Genomic DNA, 19,404 nt, shown 5'->3' with positions numbered 1-19,404 from the left:
ATAACAATGTAGCCTAGGTGAAGCGTAACAAACCCAGGATTTCTGGACATAAATTCACGCCCTTTATTCCCGGGTTACGGCTACGACTTCACCCAGGCTACAAAGAACCACGACATATAGATTTCTCAAAATGATGGATAAAAACGAAAATATTTCCCCAGAACATCAAAAACTGGTTAACCGTACTATTGGCTTTTTATCAACCTCTGTTGCGCTTTATGCCCTGCTTCGTAAAGGCAATTACCGAGTTGCTTTTCTTTTGTATGAAAAAAGTGGCGGAGGTGGTTTGAATCTTTATAAAGAACAGGCAAGCGGCAAATTCAAGCGTTGCTTTGCTATTGATTATCATCCCTTTTGGGATAAAAAAACCAAACAATCTGCTTGGCGGTTGCATTATCATCGTGGTGAAAATGATAGCCAAATGAAAAAGCACAGACCCTATCAAGGTGGATGGTAATCTGTTTTTACATTATCGATTTTATCCAGTTCTGCACAAAAAATTCTGTTACTTTTTATAGCCTATAATTGTAATTATTACTCCAGAGTGAGTGAGCCATGTTTCATAATTTGTGCACATACACTCTATCTTTAGATAGAGAATTAAATGAAACCTGATGTAAGAGGAACGCGTCAATATGACTTGAAAACACTCTTAGAAATTGTCCAACCTTCGGAAGAAATACTATCAAGATTTGGGCATGCAGTGCATTTTATTCATTTTAATAGCCCACATAATGCAATACCTAAAGGGCGGCACTTTATAACAGGAAGTATTGATAAAAAAATCAAAGACACTACAAATACTGTATTAGCTGAATTAGATGCCCAACATAGACTCGATAATACCCTGTTCATTAACTTTACGGGCCATGAAGCGCCTGTTGCGAACGCATTGTATATGCATGGGATCGATTGCATCTGGCAACTATCCATTTTATGTGATGACACGTCGCAAACACGGATTATGGATCAGCTACAAGACGCTTTACCACGTAATGAACTGCTATCACTCGCTTCTGCATCACATGCTTCTTCATTAGGTTTAATATTGGAACCTAACCACGGGTTCACTGAAATTGATGCTGAAAAACTACCGTCATGGGAGCACCTCAAAACTTTTGGGGTGAAACAGATAGTGCTATTCACTGAGAAAAACCATAACCAAGGAAGATGTATATATCCACTTGATGCGGACTATTTCAACCGTGAAGCGAAATTTTATCGCTGGCTCCAATTAGCACCAAAAGATTTTCTTTTATTAGTTGTTGGCGTAGGAAATTTTGCAGAACCTCCTGAAGAACATTGTCAGTCTATTGGGCCATTTTAAAAAAGAAAACCCTCGACTAGATAGTCTTCCAGCGGAAACGTCATCTCCGTAACATAGACTGGGCTGGTAAGCCCAGCATGTAACAACATACCGAAGTATTTCTTTAGGAACACCAGACTAAAATACTTGTTCATTGGGCTTGGTAATAGAACTTTCCCAACTTACTTAACAAAAGCTGCCTTAGGTTTTTCAAAATTATAAATTACCCCAAAAGCAAGTTGTGCAGAAACAGGATAAATTCGAGAATTTTTTGTAACCCCGCCAAAAGGATCAAAAAAGTGACTGCTGAATTTCTCGTAATTGGTTTGACTGAAATCAGCCATCATCGTCCATTGTGGTGTCAGGTTATAGCGCACTCCCGCACCGTAACGAATGCCGTTACGATTGGCAACTGAACTATGTATTGTTTCATCTGAGTTATGAAGTGCAACATGGCCATTCGCATAACCAATTCGTCCATAAACTACAGCACTCTCTGTGAGGAAGAAGCCTGGCAATGCACTTACGCCCTCACTATAGTGAATGGTAAAAGAAGTTTTCTTGAAATTATGATGGATATACTCTTTATTAACTAATCGATATTGAAGTGAGCTTGGATTAAAATTGCCTTCGACCGCTAAATAAAATCGATTGCGTACCCAAGAATAACCACCAAAAAAAGTGCCGAAAACACCAGCGCCTGAAAAATTCTCTTCATCTATCGCATTAAAGTCACCAAAATTATCAAAAACATGCGTTTTTTGAGTAAATTGAGCGTATTCAGGGCCAAAACCAGCACCAACATAAAATCCAGCAAAAGAAGGGTTAACTAATAATAAAGAAACCACCGAGCCCCAATATATCTTCCTTAACATTTTATTTCCTAAAAAGTGGTTAATAATAGCCGCAAAAAAACGGTAAGCCATTATATCAATTATAATTTTTATAGTGCAACTCGAAAAAAAAATTCTAATTCCGCCCTCAAACTGCTGTCTATGGTCTGTTGTTATGATTATGGATAATAAATTTGCACGGGGTTCTTCTCTTTATCTACCACAGCAAAAGAAGTGAGTTGATGAGGGTGCGTTGTGGTTTTACTCATAATGTCCCAAATGCCATAATCGCGGATCAACTCGGCATCAGCAATAAGTGAGCGATGACATCGCCATGGTACTGCTTCAGCACACATGATTACCACTTTATGCCCTTTCTCTATGATGTCATTTAATTCATTAAGTCCCTCAAGGAACTCTTCTGTTTGCATGTAATCGGCAAATCCACGGAAACTTGCATTTCGCCATCCAGTATTGATGGAATTTTTATTCACCTTTCGTAAACCACCTAATTTAACCAGGTGGGTGTATGCAATTTTTTCTTTTGCAAGTGTTTGCTTGAATTCATCTTTATTAAACCAAGGAACGGTACGTGATTTAGGAATAGTCCGCACATCAATAAGATGAGTAACTTGATATGCATGGACTATTTCAAGAAATTCCTGCAAGGGATGTGTTGAGTGTCCAATCGTAAAAAGCTCAGGCATGGTAATACCCTCTTTTTTAGGCTGCTGCCCTAAACATCATGAGCAGGCTGTTGTTCTAAATTTTTAGCACTCACCCATCTTGGAAAAAAAGGACCTAACTTTTTAATAAAGTCATAGGCCATCAATAATGCACCAAGAGCAAATAACACGTCTCCCGGCAAGCGTAACCACTGCCACAACAACGTTGTATTATAAAACTCAAGGCTTCTTGAATGAGCAAATCCGTGTTCGTATACATCCATTAATTGTGCCCATCCCACAGGGAAGAAATTCAACACAATCCATAAAACAAGGCCTAGGTTATATAACCAAAATGCCCAAGTCCCCAAACGATCACTCCAGAGAAAACGATCAGCTGCAGCATAACGTAAGCAAAAATAAATTAAGCCCAGCCCCAGTAAACCAAATGCGCCGAATAATGCGGTATGAGCATGGTTTAGAGTAAGAAATGTTCCATGCTCATAATAATTGACGAGTGGCGCATTGAGTGTACCTCCACCAAATACTCCAGCACCCACAAAGTTCCAAAAAGAAGCGCCCAAAATATAGAGAAACGCCAAATTATACGTAAACAAATGTTGGCGTTTAATTAATTGATAATTTTCGATTGCATCAATAATAAGAAGGACTAAAGGTAATACCTCAATAAATGAAAACATGCTTCCTAATGGTACCCATAGATCCGGCGTACCCGTCCAATACCAATGATGTCCTGTACCGATAATACCACCTAAAAATACCAGAATTGTTTCAAAATACATTGTGCGCTCTGCCAGGGCTCGTGAAACTAATCCAGTTCCCATTAGAAGATACGCTGTGGCACATGCCGCAAAAAACTCAAAAGATTGCTCCACCCAAAGGTGCACTACCCACCAACGCCAAAAATCGGTAATCGTGAACGATTTCTCAATCCCCGTTAATGGGATCATTCCAAAGCAATACAATACAGCAATATTTATAGTACTTGCCCAAAAAAGATGCTCCAAGCGAATCTGTCCAGTCCAAAATGCAATGGTAGCGTTTTTTAAACCACTCCATGTAGGCCACATTCCACGAAAAACAATAAAACTCCAAAGGAAAAGTCCAATACAAAATCCAATTTGCCACAATCGACCGAGCTGCAAATAAGACAAACCCTGATTGCCAATCCAAAACCAGGTATCATTCACATAGCCCATAATTCCTATATAATTGCCAACAATTGCCCCGCCTACAATAAACAGAGTGACCCAAAATAAAAGATCAACAAAAAATCCTTGTTTTTTTGCTTCTTTTTTACTGATAAGAGGTGCCATAAATACAGCAGAGCTAATCCAAGAAAGAGCAATCCACACAATGGGGGTTTGAATGTGTACATCACGCAAAAAATTAAAGGGTAAATAATCATTAATCTTAATTCCATAAAACCCCGTACGTTCAGTATAGTAATGCGCCATAATTGCACCTACAGCAATCTGCAGCAGTAGAACAAGCGCCACAACAATAAAATATTGACCTACCTTACGCTGACTAGGTGTCAGTGTCTCAAACCCCAAAAAAACAGGTGTCTTAAACGCATCATCTGGAGCACTCAAATATCGATGATAAATAAAAAGCACAGCACCAAAACCCAAGAATACAAAACAAAAGGATACCCAGGTCCAGTAAAAAGTGTGTGCTGTTGGATGATTGCCCATAGTAGGTTCATAGGGCCAATTATTGGTATACGAACTCGTTTGTCCTGGCCGATGTGCAATCGTAGTTAAGGAAGAATAAATAAGAAAATCTGCAGTTTGCAAAGCACTTTTCTCATCCAAACTGTACGCTTTAGTCCAACCTGCTTCTGGATCATGTTGAAGTAAGGTTTGCGAAATTTGCGTACGTAGTTGCGCAATTGCATCAGCAACTGGCTGAGACAAGACACTGATTTGCGCATTCAAATCAGTATGCTGCAGGTCCTGTTGCATTGTTTGGCGCACAACATACTGTTGTCCTACATCCAGATTCATAAAGGGTTTGCCAAACTGTTGTTGCGCTATTTTATCCTCAGTCATTCTGCCAAGGCTTACTAAATATTTTGCGGTGTAATCTTCACCAAAATAAGAGCCCATTCCATAAAGACTCCCGTAATCCATAAGATCGGCACGTTGAAAACCTGCTTTACCTGCAACAATATCATCCGCTGTCATAACGACCTGTCCAGAAGGAGTTTGAAATTGTTGCGGTAAAGGGGGAGCAAGCTGGTAGGTTTTATAGGTTCCCCAAATCAATACGGCAAAACAAATGATCGCTGTAATTAAGAGAATCCATTTTAATACATTGGCGACTTTATCGGAGCTCATAGGCTCAGTAACACTATTTTGGGGTGTACTATCCATCCAGCACATTCCTTGTGTGAGAAATTTTTAGTTTAAGGGATTAATTTTACAGAAAAATTATTACAAAAGACAGGATAGCCTCTTTGGATGCACAAATAATTGGTAGCGTTCTTAAAATTACAATTGCCCTCTCACGCGAGGAGCGGCAAGTGCCTTATTTTCATATAAACGTCGCAATAATAAATGGAAATAGACTAAACCTGCATAGGGAGACCATTTTGCGGTGATTTCTGCTATTTTTTTATAATCTGGCTTCTTATCGAGATGCAGAAAATGATATAAATTGTTTTGTGCACCAATATCATCGCCTGGGAAAGTATCAATTCTTCCTAAACCACGCAAGAGAACGTATTCCGCAGTCCAGCGCCCTATTCCTTTAAAATCGCACAAAAAATTAATGTTCTCATTATTTGATTTGTTTTCTAGAGATTTAAAGTGTGACTCGTCATTCATTATGGCTGTTGCTAATCGTATTAGCGTCTCGCTTTTATGGGTGCTATAGCCTATTTTTTTTAATGTAGGGACAGAACAATTCGCAACTTCGTTGGGCCTTGGAAATGCATAAAGTAGGTGCTCTTTTTCTGTAATCCTTAGACTCAAAAACTCAGCCAATCGATTTTGAATTTGCAATCCAGCATCCAAAGAGATTTGTTGACAAGAAATCGCATTAACAAGTGCCTCAAAGACAGAAGGAAATCGAGGTGGTTTAAGCCCTTTAAATTGAAGAACCAAGGGATTTAATTGGGGATCGCGCTGTGCGATATGATAAAAATCATGCATATCACAGTTTAAGCCAAGCATGCTCTCTGTTTCATGTGCAATTTGATTTTGAAATACCTCTGCATACTCACTTTTAATCGATATCGTCAGTTCGGTTTTTTTATTTTGCTCAACCACCACTTTAACTGGCATATTCTCCATAACCAATAACCTGGTGTAACGTTGGCCATCCCAAAGATCTACATTATTTTTGCTTCTCCTGCGTAACGCAGAAACCGTATAATCCAACCGGAATGGAGCTACTGGATGTAAGGTAAATGAAGTTTCCATATCAAATTAACCACTTTTGTTTCGGGTGGCTGTACCATGTTGGAATAAAAATCAGTGCACGCCTAATGATTGTTTCATGCAAGGTCGTTCAAATCCCATTTGTTCCACAATACTCGCAACTTTATCATCATCGTTAAATTTTTGTTTGAGAAACTGTAATGCCTCTTTAGGAACCTCTGTTTTTGTACCGTTATTCTCAAAGCGAACAATATGACTTAAGGTTTTTCCTCCAACCTCCATCGGATAACGTTCACCATTTCCGAAGTAGGACGTCTGAAAGCCCTGTGCTTTCAGTAAGTCTTTAAAAGCCTGTGCTTCTTGAGGATTATCAAAAGCAATTTTGAATGTACCATTCATCTGACCTTTACCCACAAATGGAATATCCACACTTGGAGAAGGCGTTGACACCATAGTACGAATCACTTGACTCACTTCCTGACTTGACTCTTGTGTTGAGTGCATTTTAGTCTGAATCAAAGAATCTTTCATTCGCGAAGAAGGATAGCTACTTTGTTGATGATGCTGTTGGTGGTGTTGTGTACTCGACACAACGGGTAAACTGAGATGAATAAGATTCTGGCTACTGTAATTTCGCGTCATCACACCACGCGCTCGTTCAGATAAATCGGTTGGATCTTGCACGATCATCGATAAACGACCTTCTTGTCGATACAAACGATTACGCTCTTCCATCATTAAGATACCCAACTTATTGCCTGTTGGAGCATAAGGCTCGGTAGTACCTCCTACTTTCCAACCCCAATTACCATCCTGATTTTTAGTGCTTCGACTCCCTGTATCTTCGATAAGGCAAGCATTTCCTGTATCTCTCAGTGCTTGTTGCACTATAGAATTTTGTAATTTGACTTGTATTGCTCTCTGCATTGCGGCGTCAGCTAAGGTATAATCATTATTCGCCCATCTTTTGGTTTGCCCTAAATCTCTAGCATTCTGCGCATCTCCCAGAAGAATCTTATCCAGGTATTGTTGGTCATGAGGATCTTTTTGATATTGGAAATAATGCTCAACTGTAGGAAATGTTCTTTCTCCAAAGGGAGTTTGCATCTTAATAGGAACTTCTGCATAGTTGGAAAAAATCCCCCACGCTTCCCCTTCTCTATCAAAAGCAACGACATCGACACTATCAAACTTATTACTATAGCGACTATGATTTGAAGTACCACTTAATTTCTTAACCGGACCTCGATTGGATTGTGCAGTCAAAGGCATAACAACACTCCACCTTTTTTGAAAAAAGCAAATATTTTTAATTATAGTTTATTTATTTTCTTAGTAGAAAAAATAGAACAAAAAGAACATTAAAAATACGATTTATACCTGCTTGTTTTCGCAAAAAAACTCCAGAACTATTTCTAAATAAACTATTCCTTAACACAAACAATAGGTACCAGTCGGGCAACTTTTTTGGTTAAACCGGACTCTTGTGCTGCATCAACAACAAAATCGACATTCTTATAGGCTTCTGGAGCTTCCTCTGCTATACCACGATAGGAACTACTACGAATTAAAATTCCTTGTTGTGCTAATTGCTCAATGATTTCACTCCCACGCCATTTTTTGGTTGCCTGATGCCGGCTCATCGCCCGTCCTGCACCATGACAAGCAGAACCAAAGGATTTATGTTCTGAATGTTCTGTACCAACTAAAACATAAGATGAAGTTCCCATGCTGCCGCCAATAATTACAGGTTGTCCTACATGATGAAACGCTTGTGCTAACTCAGGATGACCTGGACCAAAAGCTCGCGTTGCGCCTTTACGATGAACAAATAAACGTTTTGTTTTACCATCAATCTGATGCGCTTCTTCCTTGCAGGTATTATGGGATACATCATAAATGAGTTTTATTTGGGCTCCTGGCATTTCATCCTGAAATACTTCGCGCATAAAATGAGTAATAATTTCACGATTAGCGAGCGCACAATTAATTCCTGAGCGCATAGCACCTAAATAATGCTCCCCCATGGAAGAACGTATAGGGGCACAAGCTAACTCACGATCAACGAGTGAGATACCATGCTGTTGGGCGTGAATGAGCATCGAGCGCAGAAAATCAGTTCCTATTTGGTGACCTAGGCCACGTGAACCACAATGGATGCTCACAACCACATCCCCTAGTGCTAAACCAAATGCTGCAGCAGTTTGTTCACAGTATATATGGCGCACCTCTTGAATTTCCAAATAATGATTACCAGAACCTAAAGTACCCATTTCATTTTTTTGACGTTTTTTTGCATGTTCGGAAACATGCTCAGGTAAAGCACCTTCTACGCGGCCATTATCTTCAATACGCGCTAAATCTTCACGTTCACCATATCCTTGCTTTACAGCCCATACAGCGCCACCACGCAACATATCATCCATTTGTTTCATAGTTAGATTAATACGACTTTTGCTGCCTACACCTGCCGGAATATGCGCAAACAGCGCATCTGCAAGTTGTTCTTTATAGGGTTCAAATTCTTCACGTTTAAGTCCTGTAGATAAAAGCCGTACGCCACATGAAATATCAAAACCAACACCACCTGCTGAAACAACCCCGTCGTTATCGGGATCAAATGCAGCAACACCCCCAATAGGAAACCCATAACCCCAATGAGCATCAGGCATCGCATAAGAACCACGCACAATTCCAGGTAATGTTGCGACGTTCGTGACTTGTTCATAAACTTTCATATCCATATTGAGGATCAACTCTTCTGAAGCAAAAATAATCCCCGGCACACGCATCTTTCCCTGTTGGGGAATTCGCCATTCGAAGTCACTGATTTTTTCTAACAAGTTTAAGTCCATTGATTTCTACCTTCGCTCTCTCACACATCAACAACACATTGTGCCACCCAGATGTTATTCCTTTCATACACTTTTAATTCAGTGAATGTAGCACCTTTGACCTCCACTGCAGGTTGATGCCTATGAATATCCACTGGTTCACCTGCAATTATAGCAGTTAGCCTCAATCCTTTAATGCTGACATCAAACGTGCTAAACAGCATGTTGTGGATTGCCATATTGTAAATAATCACATTTAACCAATCGACAAATAAAATCTCCTGATTCGGAGCCTCACAGTGAATTTGTATTTTTTTGTAGGGATGAATTGATTGTGAACGCGTAATAACATTGGTCAAAGCAAGCGCCCCCATGGAAAAAGCGTCTGCAACAGTTGAGCCATAACCTCTAACACCTATATCGGATTCATGAGAAAAATGTTCCCATCTTTTTTGTGCACTCATAGAGAATAACCTGCATTTGAAACGATTTAGAAAATACTTTAGCCCTTAAAATAAATAGGATCCAAATCCAAGATTTCTACAGATAAAGTAATATTTAATTGATTTTGACCTACTCTAAAAAAATCATCCAATAGATCAAAAAGGTTTTTACCTATGCTTTTTTTCTTAAGCTCATCCCGGCCTGGAAGCATTTTTAGCGTTAAATGCACAAAAGCATTGTCTTCACTCTGATCGCCAATAAAAAACAATGGATGAATAACACAGCGGCTCCTGCACCCTGATAATTGGGTAGGAAGTTGTTCTGCAAGCATATGATGTAATTTATCAAATAACTGGCTTAAATGTTCTGTGTTTTTAATGTTATTACTTAATTCCAAAATCAAATGAGGCATAAAATTAAACTAAGATTTTTTGTTTGGCCCATCATAACTTGGGTTAAGGAGATGTTGCAAAATAAATCAGCTTTATCTCACTTAAACCAACTTGCAAAACCATCCAATTATCTTTTTGCATAGACAGCAATTGAGAGAATTACCATGCTCATACCAATTGCTTGCCCAAGTGTCAGTCGTTCTCCCAACAGCAGCCAAGCAATGAGTACCGTGGCTAAAGGCATCACCGCCGTTGATAATGAAGCCATTACCCCATCCACTTTCTGGCAACCAAAATTCCAAAACACATAAAAAAGACCCGAGCTTAAACCTAAAATAATCAAAATCAGCCAATCTGAAAATTGAATGGTTATTCCGCTCCAGGAACTAAAACCCAAAGCAATCAATAACAAAATGGCATTAATTGCATTGAGTAAAGAAGAAATTAAAAATACTGGCAGTGAATTCGCATGCATCTTACTTAAAATATAGTAAGTAGCCTCAGGCAAAAGAGAGATTAAAACAAGCACATCCCCCCAAAAAGAATGGCTCACGCGCATCCCCACCAACTTATCGCAGGCAATAACGATTAATCCAAATGTGGCAAAACCCACACAGATGGCTTTCTTTCCTGAAATTTTTTCACCAAGAATAATCCAAGACATAATTGCAATGATCGCAGGTAAGGCGCTGGTAATAATACCCGCTACATTCGCATCCGTGTAATTTAATCCCCATAAAATTAGGAAATTAAACAGCACTCCCGCAGAAACCGCCTGCGCACCAATAAAAAACCAATCACGTGGTTTTAATTGAGAAAAATAATAACCCACCGGCTTATTTCGCGCAGAGGTAAACCAGTGCAAGGGTAATAAAATAATAGCAGCCAAACTAAACCGTAGAGCCAATATAAACAGCAGCGGAATTGTGGAAAGCACATACTTGGAAAAAACAATGTTCACGCCTACCATGATTTGAGCCAAGACAAGGAAGAGTATTCCTTGTAAATAAGCATTGGATTTTTGCATATAAAATACTTCTCTGTATCGCCAAATAAAAACGTACAGTGTAGCAATAATAAGCTCAGTATGAGTTATCCATTTCACGCATTTTCTTTGCCGATAATGCTTTTATTCGCCATTGGGAGGGCGACTCCCCAAAAACTGTACTAAATCGCCGACTAAATGCGGGCAAATTTTCGTATCCCACCGCAAAAGCAATGACCTCTATAGAAAGGTGTTGGGCAGAAAGTAATTGTTTGGCCTGACTTAATTTTTTAAATCGCCAATATTCTGCAATACTACAACCCAGGGATTGTTTGAACCGACGCTGTAATTGACTGACACTCAAATGACAATGCTGCGCGACTTTATTCACATTGACACGCTCCGCGAAATAAAAATCGATCCAATTTTTTGCCTTAAGGACAATGTCGTCTGACTCGAATGATAAGGATTTTGTGGCGAAATGTACGAGTAATTGATTCATTAAGGAATCAGTAAAAAAATCGCCTTCATTATCTGCTAAATAATGATGCGCAAATTGTATAAGCTTTTTAATGCTCGTCGTTAAATTAAAAGCATGCGAGCGGTGTTCCTTAAAAAGATCCTTTGGGCTTGCTACATCAACCACTAAAAAAAGATTTCCCTGGCTTCCGGCAAAACAATGCCGTTCATTCGGAGCAATAAAGACTCCTACATGATGATCAACAACTCCAGAATAATGCCCCGCTTCCAACTCCATAGAACCAGCTAGAGGTAAAACCAGCTGTGCAAAATCATGAGCATGACTGCAACTTTCAGTATGATAGGAACGCAGATCTACACGATGAGTAATCAATTGCACGACTCACTAAAAAAACATTGCAAAATAGAACCAATTATATCATAAAGACTGAAGTATATGATGGCAAAAAGGATATTAGTCTGCGTTTTAAGAGTCTTTACATTTGAATAAAAATAATACATAATGAGCAATTATCTTGTTTCGAGCCATTTCAATCGAACAATATCTATTTTCCTTAATCCTGTTTTGGAGTCAACTGTGCCAAAGAAAGCTATTGTAAAAAGTCAACCAGTCTTCTCTTTAGATGCGCTCTTGGAAGAGAATGCTGAGGAACATATAGACTTACCCCAAGTCAAATCCGCAGCAGTGTCTGCCATGCGTCTATTAATGCTAGGTAATCAACAAGGTTATATTAATGAAATCTATAGGTTAGCGGATTTTTGTGCTCAATTATTGAACCAGGGCGCTCCTATTAATACCGTCGTAAATGCGATTAAATTCGGGATGGCTAATTCATATCAACAAGCATTGGATAAAGTAACCAGTGAAATTGGATTGGGACAATTTCAATTGACTCATTCCAACCCTCAGACTCTTGCTGGACAAAATTTACAAAAGCGCGTTAACACTATGAGACACTATAAAGACACTCCTTTTGCAGAAATTACAGAAGCGGTTATTACAGACTCCTTTGTTCAAGCAAGTGCACGATTTGGCGCAGACATTGGTAATTTCGACTTTATAAATTGTAGACCTGGAAACTAATTCAGACTTTTGTTCATGAATTTTGCAATTCCCTCACCCTAGCCCTCTCCCGTAAGCGGGAGAAGGATTTTTCTACTATGAATGTGAAAATAATAGCGCCATTGCTCTAGCGAACACTTTAATTCTAATTAAGACAAAATAACAGAAACTCAAAATGCGTGATTCTGACAAATCGCTTTATATTGAGGTCCATAATCTTATAAAATAAGCTCTAATCAAAAATGGAGGCTATAAATGTCCTTATGGAAAAAATTTAAAAAGTTTTATAATGCCTCAGCTGAAAATAGAATAGGATTTTATAGCTTTCTTGGCTTTCTCGTTGTTCCTATTCTTGGCATGACGATCTTATATATCTTAGTGCGCATTTTTTGGCTAAAAGCTTAAGTAGATAACCCCATGACCGAAACCATGGGGTTATTTTAGGTTTATTTGGCTTGTTCCACTTTGATATCTCGAGTTCCGGTTTTAGATTCCGTTTTTTTAGGTAAATCAACCCAAAGCATACCTTTTTTAAACGTTGCTTTCGCTTGCGCTATATCAACAGTAGCGGGTAAAGAGATGGAGCGTTCATATTTCCCAAAGCTAATTTCTCGAGAAATATATTTTTTACCTTCATTTTTTTTCGAGCTGGATTTCTCGCCGCTAATAGTGAGTACATTATCCAATATAGAGACCTTAATGTCTTTTTCGCTCATACCAGGCATTTCTAGCTGAACACAGAAATGATCTTTATCCTCAACAATATCCATTGAAGGAGAAAGATCTAGTTTTTCAAATTGTCCCCAACTAAATTTGGTTGGAGAAAAAAACTCATTAAAGTCACTAAATAATCGATCCACTTCGTTTTGCAGACTTAAAAAGGGATTTTGTGATCGATTAATTTGAATGGAAGCTCCCTTACCAGGTGCTCCTTTGCTGGGAGTTCCTTGCTTAAATTGTGTTACTTTGCTCATGATATACCTCCATATAATCTATGGCCTTAATACAAATTTTGGTACATATAACAGCTTTGTCAAATGAGCGCATTGCATTAAAAGATAGCACTATGATTTTATTTAAATCCGCGATCACGAGAGCACATTCGTTCTAAACGCAGCGAGGTATCTCCGGATATGAGCAAGGAGAGCCTTCCTCAGGATTGTATCATTGACAAAGCTAAATAAACCTAGGCTGGGCTGTAAGCCCAGCATGTAACAATGCCAAAAATAATGCTTTCTTAAGACCAATGAATAAGCACGTGTTAATTGAGCTTACCGTGGGGGTTTCATGATGGACATTTTGGAGAGGAAAAATTAATCCTGTGCATGCTGGGCTTAACAGCCCAGCCTACTCGTGTTCTTTTTGTCAGCGAATTACCTAACATACAAGGATTAGAGTTATTGTTGGCTGGGTAGGCTATAACGTTTTAACTAACCCTGTTTTCCGGGTTTCGATATTGCAGCCAAAGTAATAAAAAAGCAATGATGGGCATGAAAATATCCGTCCAAAATATGCTGCCCGCGTTGCCAGGTTCAAAATTATGGGCAACGATCATTTGATAAAGATGTCCACCTGCAGCACCCCATAAAAACAGAGCAGGAACGATGATCGTTGCCGCACGAAAAGCAATTTGACCTTTAAAGCTAATTATTCCATTCAACGCAATCCCCAAACTGGCAAATCCTACTTCCATTTGAAATGGACTTTGCGGCCAGCCAATAAACTGCGCGGTAAAATCGCCAAAGAAGACATGCATAATAAAGTTAAACAAATAGGCCAATCCGATATTGAACAACAAATACCAAGAAAAGATAAGTTCAATAACCATGGCTTTTTCCATTGGCCTTGAGCGAACCAACCATTCAAGAAGAGCGCATAGCAAACCAAGTATAAAACAAGTCAATGTAAAATTGCTCATTGCCAAAATAATCATATCGGCCATAATACCGTCCATTGGTAATGTATTTGAAGCATAAATTATCTGAAAAATGCGTCTAATACAATTTAAAGAACTGCAGTTCAGAAAGTTACTACCAACCGCACTAAATAATGCCTTTATTGCCCTTAAGCGTTTAATTGGTGCAAAATAACTGCCTGGCGGATTAAAAACTAAGGTTAACCTGAATAAACTATAGTAACAGCATGCATTAATATTGACCCGTCCTTGTAAATATGAACGCTGAGAAAAACAGATTATCCCAATACAACGATGCATGACATGATTCGATAGAAACTGGGGTTGTCATAGTACAAAATCTGAGATAGACCATATGACTCGATTAATGCATCAAGAAAATCCACAATACATTGAGAAATTAATCCATGAACTCAATCAATCCATGACTGCAATTAAAGCATATGTGGGTGGTTGCGAACTCCGGCTAGAAAAAAAAGGCCTTAGTGCAGAGCAAATGCTTAATGCGTTACAAAAAATCAACCAGCATGTTGAGTTGTTGAAAAATAAAATTTATTCCCTGCAAGAACCTACAACTCAAAAAAAATTAGGAGAACGACCTACAATTTTTCACGATATTATTACAGAGATTATTTCTCTGTATTCCTATGAAATAGAACATAATAATATTCGACTGGTCGTAAATTTTCAGGATGAGTGCCCTGATTTTCATATACCTCAATTGCAGATCAAGCATATTTTATTTCGTTTATTGAAACAATGTATTACTGTTGTGGAAAAAAACAAGATACACAAAGCAACATTAGAAATTCAAACGGATATGGATAAAAATAAAGCAAAAATTATGATAAAAAGTAATTTTTTAATACAGGAAGAAGAATTCGAAAAAGAACTCACTTATTGCCGTACTTTGCTTGATAGAGAAAGTGGCACCTTATTCGCTGAGTTATTTGCTAATAGTATTAGTTTTCAACTCATAGTGTTTCATCAAGAGTATAAAGGATATGCCTTCTAATAATACAACTGTTTTTGTTATCGATGACGACCCCGAGATATGTAAATCATTCCGCTGGTTATTTGAGTCAATAAATCTGCAGGTTCAAACTTATTTAAATGCTAAAGATTTTCTCGATAGTTATGATAATCAACGTGGATGTTTAATCACCGATGTACGAATGCCTATAATGAGCGGCTTAGAATTACTAGAGCAATTGAGTTCATCAAAAAAACAACTATCAATAATTATCATTACAGGCTACGGTGATATTGCAATGGCAATACGTGCCATGAAAGCAGGAGCCGAAGATTTCATCCTTAAGCCAATCAATCATCAGAATTTATTAGAAATAACACAAAGATGCCTTAAAAAAGTTAAGGATAATACGACACAAACGCAAACGGGCCTGCAAGAGCGAATAAATGGTCTAACCAAACGTGAAAAGCAGGTCATGGATTTAGTTGTTGAAGGTAAACTGAATAAACAGATTGCGTATGAGCTTAATATATCCATATCCACAGTTGAGGTGCATCGTGCTAATGTCATGCGAAAAATGGAAGTAAAATCGCTAGCTGAACTGATAAAAATTAGTCTGATTCATAACCGAATTATTGAGTCTTCTGCATTCTTAGATGAACCGGTTTGAATTTGTGTTATTTGATGTACTACTAGCAGATACGCTTCCTCAAGAATAGCATTGTTAGACTATGGTTTAGTACCTATGAGTATAGAAAAGCAAAAACAATTTATCTTATTAATTGATGACAATAGTGCGGTAAGAGAAGCTTTAGTCTGGGCTTTGGAATATGCAGAGTATTTCACAGTGGCGGTTCAAGATGGGCAAGAGGCTTTGAATATACTTGAAAAAGATCCGTTGCCAGTAGTTATTTTTTTAGATCTCATGATGCCTGTACTTGATGGTTTTGAGTTTCGTGAGAAAAAAAAATTATGCCAACGCATAAGTAATATTCCAACAATTATCACTTCAGCGAAAACCAATCTGGAAAAAATGGAAAAAATGCCTTATGAAACCTTTTTGCCAAAACCTTTTGATCTTAATGAATTGTTTCATATTTTAAAAAAAATATTATGACGCAAATGCTAACTATCCCTATCCTTTACTCGTCGAAAACACCTCAAGATGATAAACGTCGTGAGCGCTTAGTGCTTAATAACGCGGAAATGAAATATGTAAATGAGTAATTTTCCAAACATCGTTTTCTAAATCAATACAAATCGTACCCCGCAAATTTTGAAAATCATAATTTTTACTCTCTATCCATATTTGGACTTCACAAAGAGCACTAGCCCAATATGAATTAGGAGGAATTGGACTAAATGTGAGTAATTTAATTTGTGAATCATCGTACTGTTGCCAATCTCTTAGAAACTGCTCCTCGATTTGCGCAGTCCCGATTCGATAATCCTCGATGCCAGTCCCCCACATAGTAATATCATTAGAAAAAAGCGACCGCAGATAATTTAAATCACGCTCATTGTAACCATAGCAAAAGCGTTTGAATAACTGTTGGGCTACTGTTAATTGTTTTAATTGCATTGAAAATCCCTTTTCTTCATGAAAATGAGGCCGATCACAATTCCACATTGCAACATCTATGTGCTTTTAATTGAGCGACTTGCATGAACAAGTCGCCAGTATCAAGTTATAGAGTAATTAGCAACGGAAAAATGACTCGTGTTAATCTGAAAAAAAACATTAATCAACTTATGAAACACATTCGACAACAGCCTCAACTGCTTTTTCAAATTAGAAATTTATGATCGATTAAGAAAAAAAAATATTATGAACTACACTGGCAAGGCTAGGGTTTACCCTATGTTTGAGTTGAACTGGAGATTAATAAAGCGTCTCTTCGCAATATCCATTCAACAGTTTTTGGATACTATGTTATTGTTACTATTCAAATTAAATAATTATTGCCAGATTTTTTTCCAAATATTTTTAAAAAGAATGAAATGAATTCAAATATTATTAAAAAATCATCCTTGCAAATGCAAAACGAAATTAAAACATTACAAGAGCAGTTGCTTCGCAAAGAAAACGAATTACAGGAAAAAGTACAAGAAATTAAATCACTTCATTTAGAAATAGACGCGTTAAAAAAACAACATACTGAATTTTATGATTTCAATTCTAAAGCCTTTTTTACTTTAGAATCCCAACAACTCCAATTAAATCAATCCTTAGAAACGGTGACCAATTTATTCCAAAATATTTCAGATGCCATTGCCACATTAGATAAAGATTTTTACTTTAAAATAATAAACTCATCCTTCATCAAGTTTTTTTCTAAGATTTTTACCATAAAAATTCAAGCAGGGATGAATTTTTTCACGCTTATTTCTGATTTTTCAGAGTATAAAAATCAATTAATCATGGCATGTCGGCAAGCTCTTTTAGGAAAAACAACGACCATTTTAATTGAAGACTCTAATGAAGTAGATGGTGCAAATTTTTGTTTTGAAATTAATTTTACTCCGCTCTATAACCATTCGTCTCAAGAAAATGAAATTATTTTACTTATTAAAGATCTAACCAACTATTATTTACAAAAACAATCAAAAATGAGAGAACAAGCAAAATTAGCACATGTAATGCGCCTAAATACCATGGAAGGAATGGCCTCGGCACTAGCGCATGAAATTAATCACCCGCTCACTGCAATTCTTCTTTATAGTCAAACTTGCCTTTTACAAATAAAAAAACATGCGGATGAAAATAAAATAGCTCCCAAGGTGGTCTCTTTATTAAATAAAATTATTTCACAAGCCAAACACGCCAGTGAAGTAATGTATCGGATGAAAAGTTTTATTCATAAGGATGTATATTTTCAGGAAGAAACAGATATTAATACATTAATTAAAGATACGATGATTTTTTTAGATTCTGAGCTAGCCCATTCAAAATTAAAAATCAATTTGAAACTAGAAGCAGATCTCCCTAAATTAACTATTGATAGAATTCAAATGATGCAAATCATTACCAATCTAACCCGCAACAGCATTGAGGCAATGCAAGAAAATACAATCCCAACTCCAGAGCTCACCATTCAAACAATAAACAAAGAGGATGAGCGCATTGAGATTCATTTTCGTGATAATGGACCAGGTATTATTCCCGAATATCAAGATAAGATTTTGAGTTCGTATTTTACGACTAAAGCTCAAGGTACTGGTTTAGGGCTTACTATTTGTAGAAATCTTATTGAAGCGCATGGTGGTAAGCTCTACATACAAAATCATAATGAGGTAGGCGCCTGGTTTATTTTTACTTTACCAAAGCAGTAGAATTCATTGTGTCGTTCGTTTAATCTACGCCCATTGATTAACGCAAGGTTTCAAAGATGATACATACATTACCAAAAACAATTATTTTGACTGTTTTATGCTCAGGAATTTTTATCAAATCAACATTCGCCCATACTCACCATGAAACAAGTCCTGTAGGAAGTCCCGAGAATGCCGCCAAAGCCACAAAAACAATTCAAGTGACTGCATCAGACGACATGCGTTTTACCTTTGCACAAAAACTTCAATTCCATGATGGTGACATTATCACTTTTAAAGTGACTAATATTGGAAAAGTGCCTCATGAGTTTTCGATTGGTGATGAGAAAGAACAAAAAGCACACCAAGAAATGATGCGAGCTATGCCAGGAATGGTCCATGAAGATGGTAATACAATCACCATTAATCCAGGTGAAACGAAAACATTAACCTGGAAATTTAAATCAAATGCGCAACATGATGTTGTATTCGCCTGTAATATCCCAGGCCATTTTGAGGCAGGGATGTATCAGAAAGCAGCTGTTGTAAATGCTTAATACCTGACAACGCATTATTTTCATCTTTTTATTTACAGCCTTCTGATGTCATTCCTGTGTATGTTTTGACAAAAATAGCTAAATAATCGTAGGCTGGGCTGCTAAGCCCAGCATGTAACAATGTACTGAAGTATTTCTTCAAAACACCATGTATAAGATACTTGTTAATTTGGCTTCAGTGGAATTTTGAGAGTACGAATTAATTCAGCAAATGCTGGGCTTAACAGCCCAGCCTATA

Annotated in this window: 21 protein-coding genes; 8 read left to right on the top strand and 13 right to left on the bottom strand. The window is 37.6% G+C overall.

Annotation, left to right across the window (positions count from 1 at the left end; all coding sequences use genetic code 11):
• The first annotated feature begins 130 nt into the window (after positions 1–130).
• Positions 131–457 (top strand): hypothetical protein, encoded by a 327-nt coding sequence (locus tag Lste_RS16220; RefSeq protein ID WP_058512027.1) that lies wholly within the window; start codon positions 131–133, stop codon positions 455–457.
• Between the two features lie 147 nt (positions 458–604).
• On the top strand, positions 605–1,327 hold the full coding sequence (locus tag Lste_RS16215) for a hypothetical protein (protein WP_058512026.1): 723 nt from the start codon (positions 605–607) through the stop codon (positions 1,325–1,327).
• A 161-nt stretch (positions 1,328–1,488) separates the two neighbouring features.
• Here the strand turns inward: Lste_RS16215 and Lste_RS16210 are convergent, their stop codons facing one another.
• The 10 genes from Lste_RS16210 to Lste_RS16165 form a co-directional block, all read right to left on the bottom strand.
• On the bottom strand, positions 1,489–2,181 hold the full coding sequence (locus tag Lste_RS16210) for an outer membrane protein (RefSeq protein WP_058512468.1): 693 nt from the start codon (positions 2,179–2,181) through the stop codon (positions 1,489–1,491).
• A gap of 137 nt (positions 2,182–2,318) precedes the next feature.
• Positions 2,319–2,846, bottom strand: coding sequence for a DUF488 domain-containing protein (locus Lste_RS16205; protein WP_058512025.1), 528 nt, complete (start codon positions 2,844–2,846; stop codon positions 2,319–2,321).
• 29 nt (positions 2,847–2,875) lie between these two features.
• Positions 2,876–5,203, bottom strand: a complete 2,328-nt coding sequence (locus tag Lste_RS16200; RefSeq protein ID WP_058512024.1) for a nitric-oxide reductase large subunit — start codon at positions 5,201–5,203, stop codon at positions 2,876–2,878.
• Positions 5,204–5,320: 117 nt separating this feature from the next.
• Positions 5,321–6,253 (bottom strand): DNA-3-methyladenine glycosylase family protein, encoded by a 933-nt coding sequence (locus Lste_RS16195; protein ID WP_058512023.1) that lies wholly within the window; start codon positions 6,251–6,253, stop codon positions 5,321–5,323.
• Between the two features lie 51 nt (positions 6,254–6,304).
• Entirely contained in the window at positions 6,305–7,483 is a 1,179-nt protein-coding gene (locus Lste_RS16190; protein ID WP_058512022.1) for an NADAR family protein, read from the bottom strand.
• A gap of 152 nt (positions 7,484–7,635) precedes the next feature.
• The gene (locus Lste_RS16185; RefSeq protein WP_058512021.1) at positions 7,636–9,066 is read right to left on the bottom strand and encodes an RtcB family protein; all 1,431 of its coding nucleotides are present in this window, start codon (positions 9,064–9,066) and stop codon (positions 7,636–7,638) included.
• A gap of 20 nt (positions 9,067–9,086) precedes the next feature.
• Positions 9,087–9,509, bottom strand: coding sequence for an archease (locus tag Lste_RS16180; protein ID WP_058512020.1), 423 nt, complete (start codon positions 9,507–9,509; stop codon positions 9,087–9,089).
• Between the two features lie 38 nt (positions 9,510–9,547).
• Positions 9,548–9,901 carry a 5-carboxymethyl-2-hydroxymuconate Delta-isomerase gene (locus tag Lste_RS18990; protein ID WP_083504002.1) on the bottom strand — a complete coding sequence of 118 codons (354 nt, stop codon included), beginning with the start codon at positions 9,899–9,901 and terminating at the stop codon, positions 9,548–9,550.
• A gap of 107 nt (positions 9,902–10,008) precedes the next feature.
• On the bottom strand, positions 10,009–10,908 hold the full coding sequence (locus Lste_RS16170; RefSeq protein WP_157070801.1) for a DMT family transporter: 900 nt from the start codon (positions 10,906–10,908) through the stop codon (positions 10,009–10,011).
• A gap of 55 nt (positions 10,909–10,963) precedes the next feature.
• Positions 10,964–11,719: a helix-turn-helix domain-containing protein gene (locus tag Lste_RS16165; RefSeq protein WP_058512018.1), complete on the bottom strand. Its 756-nt coding sequence runs from the start codon at positions 11,717–11,719 to the stop codon at positions 10,964–10,966.
• Between the two features lie 204 nt (positions 11,720–11,923).
• Here Lste_RS16165 and Lste_RS16160 point away from each other — a divergent pair, with 204 nt between their 5' ends.
• Entirely contained in the window at positions 11,924–12,430 is a 507-nt protein-coding gene (locus Lste_RS16160; protein ID WP_237760512.1) for a hypothetical protein, read from the top strand.
• A gap of 425 nt (positions 12,431–12,855) precedes the next feature.
• Here Lste_RS16160 and Lste_RS16155 read toward each other — a convergent pair whose 3' ends face one another.
• Positions 12,856–13,383: an Hsp20/alpha crystallin family protein gene (locus Lste_RS16155; protein WP_058512017.1), complete on the bottom strand. Its 528-nt coding sequence runs from the start codon at positions 13,381–13,383 to the stop codon at positions 12,856–12,858.
• A 452-nt stretch (positions 13,384–13,835) separates the two neighbouring features.
• A complete protein-coding gene (locus Lste_RS16150) occupies positions 13,836–14,351 on the bottom strand; it encodes a DUF6790 family protein (protein WP_058512465.1) in 516 nt (171 codons plus the stop codon).
• A 328-nt stretch (positions 14,352–14,679) separates the two neighbouring features.
• On the opposite strand from Lste_RS16150, the gene Lste_RS16145 reads away from it, so the two are divergent.
• The 3 genes from Lste_RS16145 (at position 14,680) to Lste_RS16135 (ending at position 16,414) form a co-directional block, all read left to right on the top strand.
• The gene (locus Lste_RS16145; RefSeq protein ID WP_058512016.1) at positions 14,680–15,339 is read left to right on the top strand and encodes a sensor histidine kinase; all 660 of its coding nucleotides are present in this window, start codon (positions 14,680–14,682) and stop codon (positions 15,337–15,339) included.
• The gene (locus Lste_RS16140) at positions 15,329–15,967 is read left to right on the top strand and encodes a response regulator transcription factor (protein ID WP_058512015.1); all 639 of its coding nucleotides are present in this window, start codon (positions 15,329–15,331) and stop codon (positions 15,965–15,967) included. The genes Lste_RS16145 and Lste_RS16140 overlap by 11 nt, the downstream gene beginning before the upstream one ends.
• 75 nt (positions 15,968–16,042) lie before the next feature.
• Positions 16,043–16,414, top strand: a complete 372-nt coding sequence (locus tag Lste_RS16135; protein WP_058512014.1) for a response regulator — start codon at positions 16,043–16,045, stop codon at positions 16,412–16,414.
• Between the two features lie 75 nt (positions 16,415–16,489).
• Here Lste_RS16135 and Lste_RS18610 read toward each other — a convergent pair whose 3' ends face one another.
• Positions 16,490–16,879, bottom strand: coding sequence for a nuclear transport factor 2 family protein (locus Lste_RS18610; RefSeq protein ID WP_083504022.1), 390 nt, complete (start codon positions 16,877–16,879; stop codon positions 16,490–16,492).
• 419 nt (positions 16,880–17,298) lie between these two features.
• Between Lste_RS18610 and Lste_RS16125 the strand changes: the two genes are divergently transcribed.
• Together Lste_RS16125 and Lste_RS16120 are read left to right on the top strand one after the other, a co-directional pair.
• On the top strand, positions 17,299–18,630 hold the full coding sequence (locus Lste_RS16125) for a PAS domain-containing sensor histidine kinase (RefSeq protein WP_058512013.1): 1,332 nt from the start codon (positions 17,299–17,301) through the stop codon (positions 18,628–18,630).
• Positions 18,631–18,686: 56 nt separating this feature from the next.
• The gene (locus Lste_RS16120; RefSeq protein ID WP_058512012.1) at positions 18,687–19,166 is read left to right on the top strand and encodes a cupredoxin domain-containing protein; all 480 of its coding nucleotides are present in this window, start codon (positions 18,687–18,689) and stop codon (positions 19,164–19,166) included.
• Positions 19,167–19,404: the final 238 nt, after the last annotated feature.

It is taken from the genome of Legionella steelei, from assembly GCF_001468005.1.
Classification (GTDB): Bacteria; Pseudomonadota; Gammaproteobacteria; order Legionellales; family Legionellaceae; genus Legionella; species Legionella steelei.
This window is presented reverse-complemented; position numbering and strand designations above follow the sequence as displayed.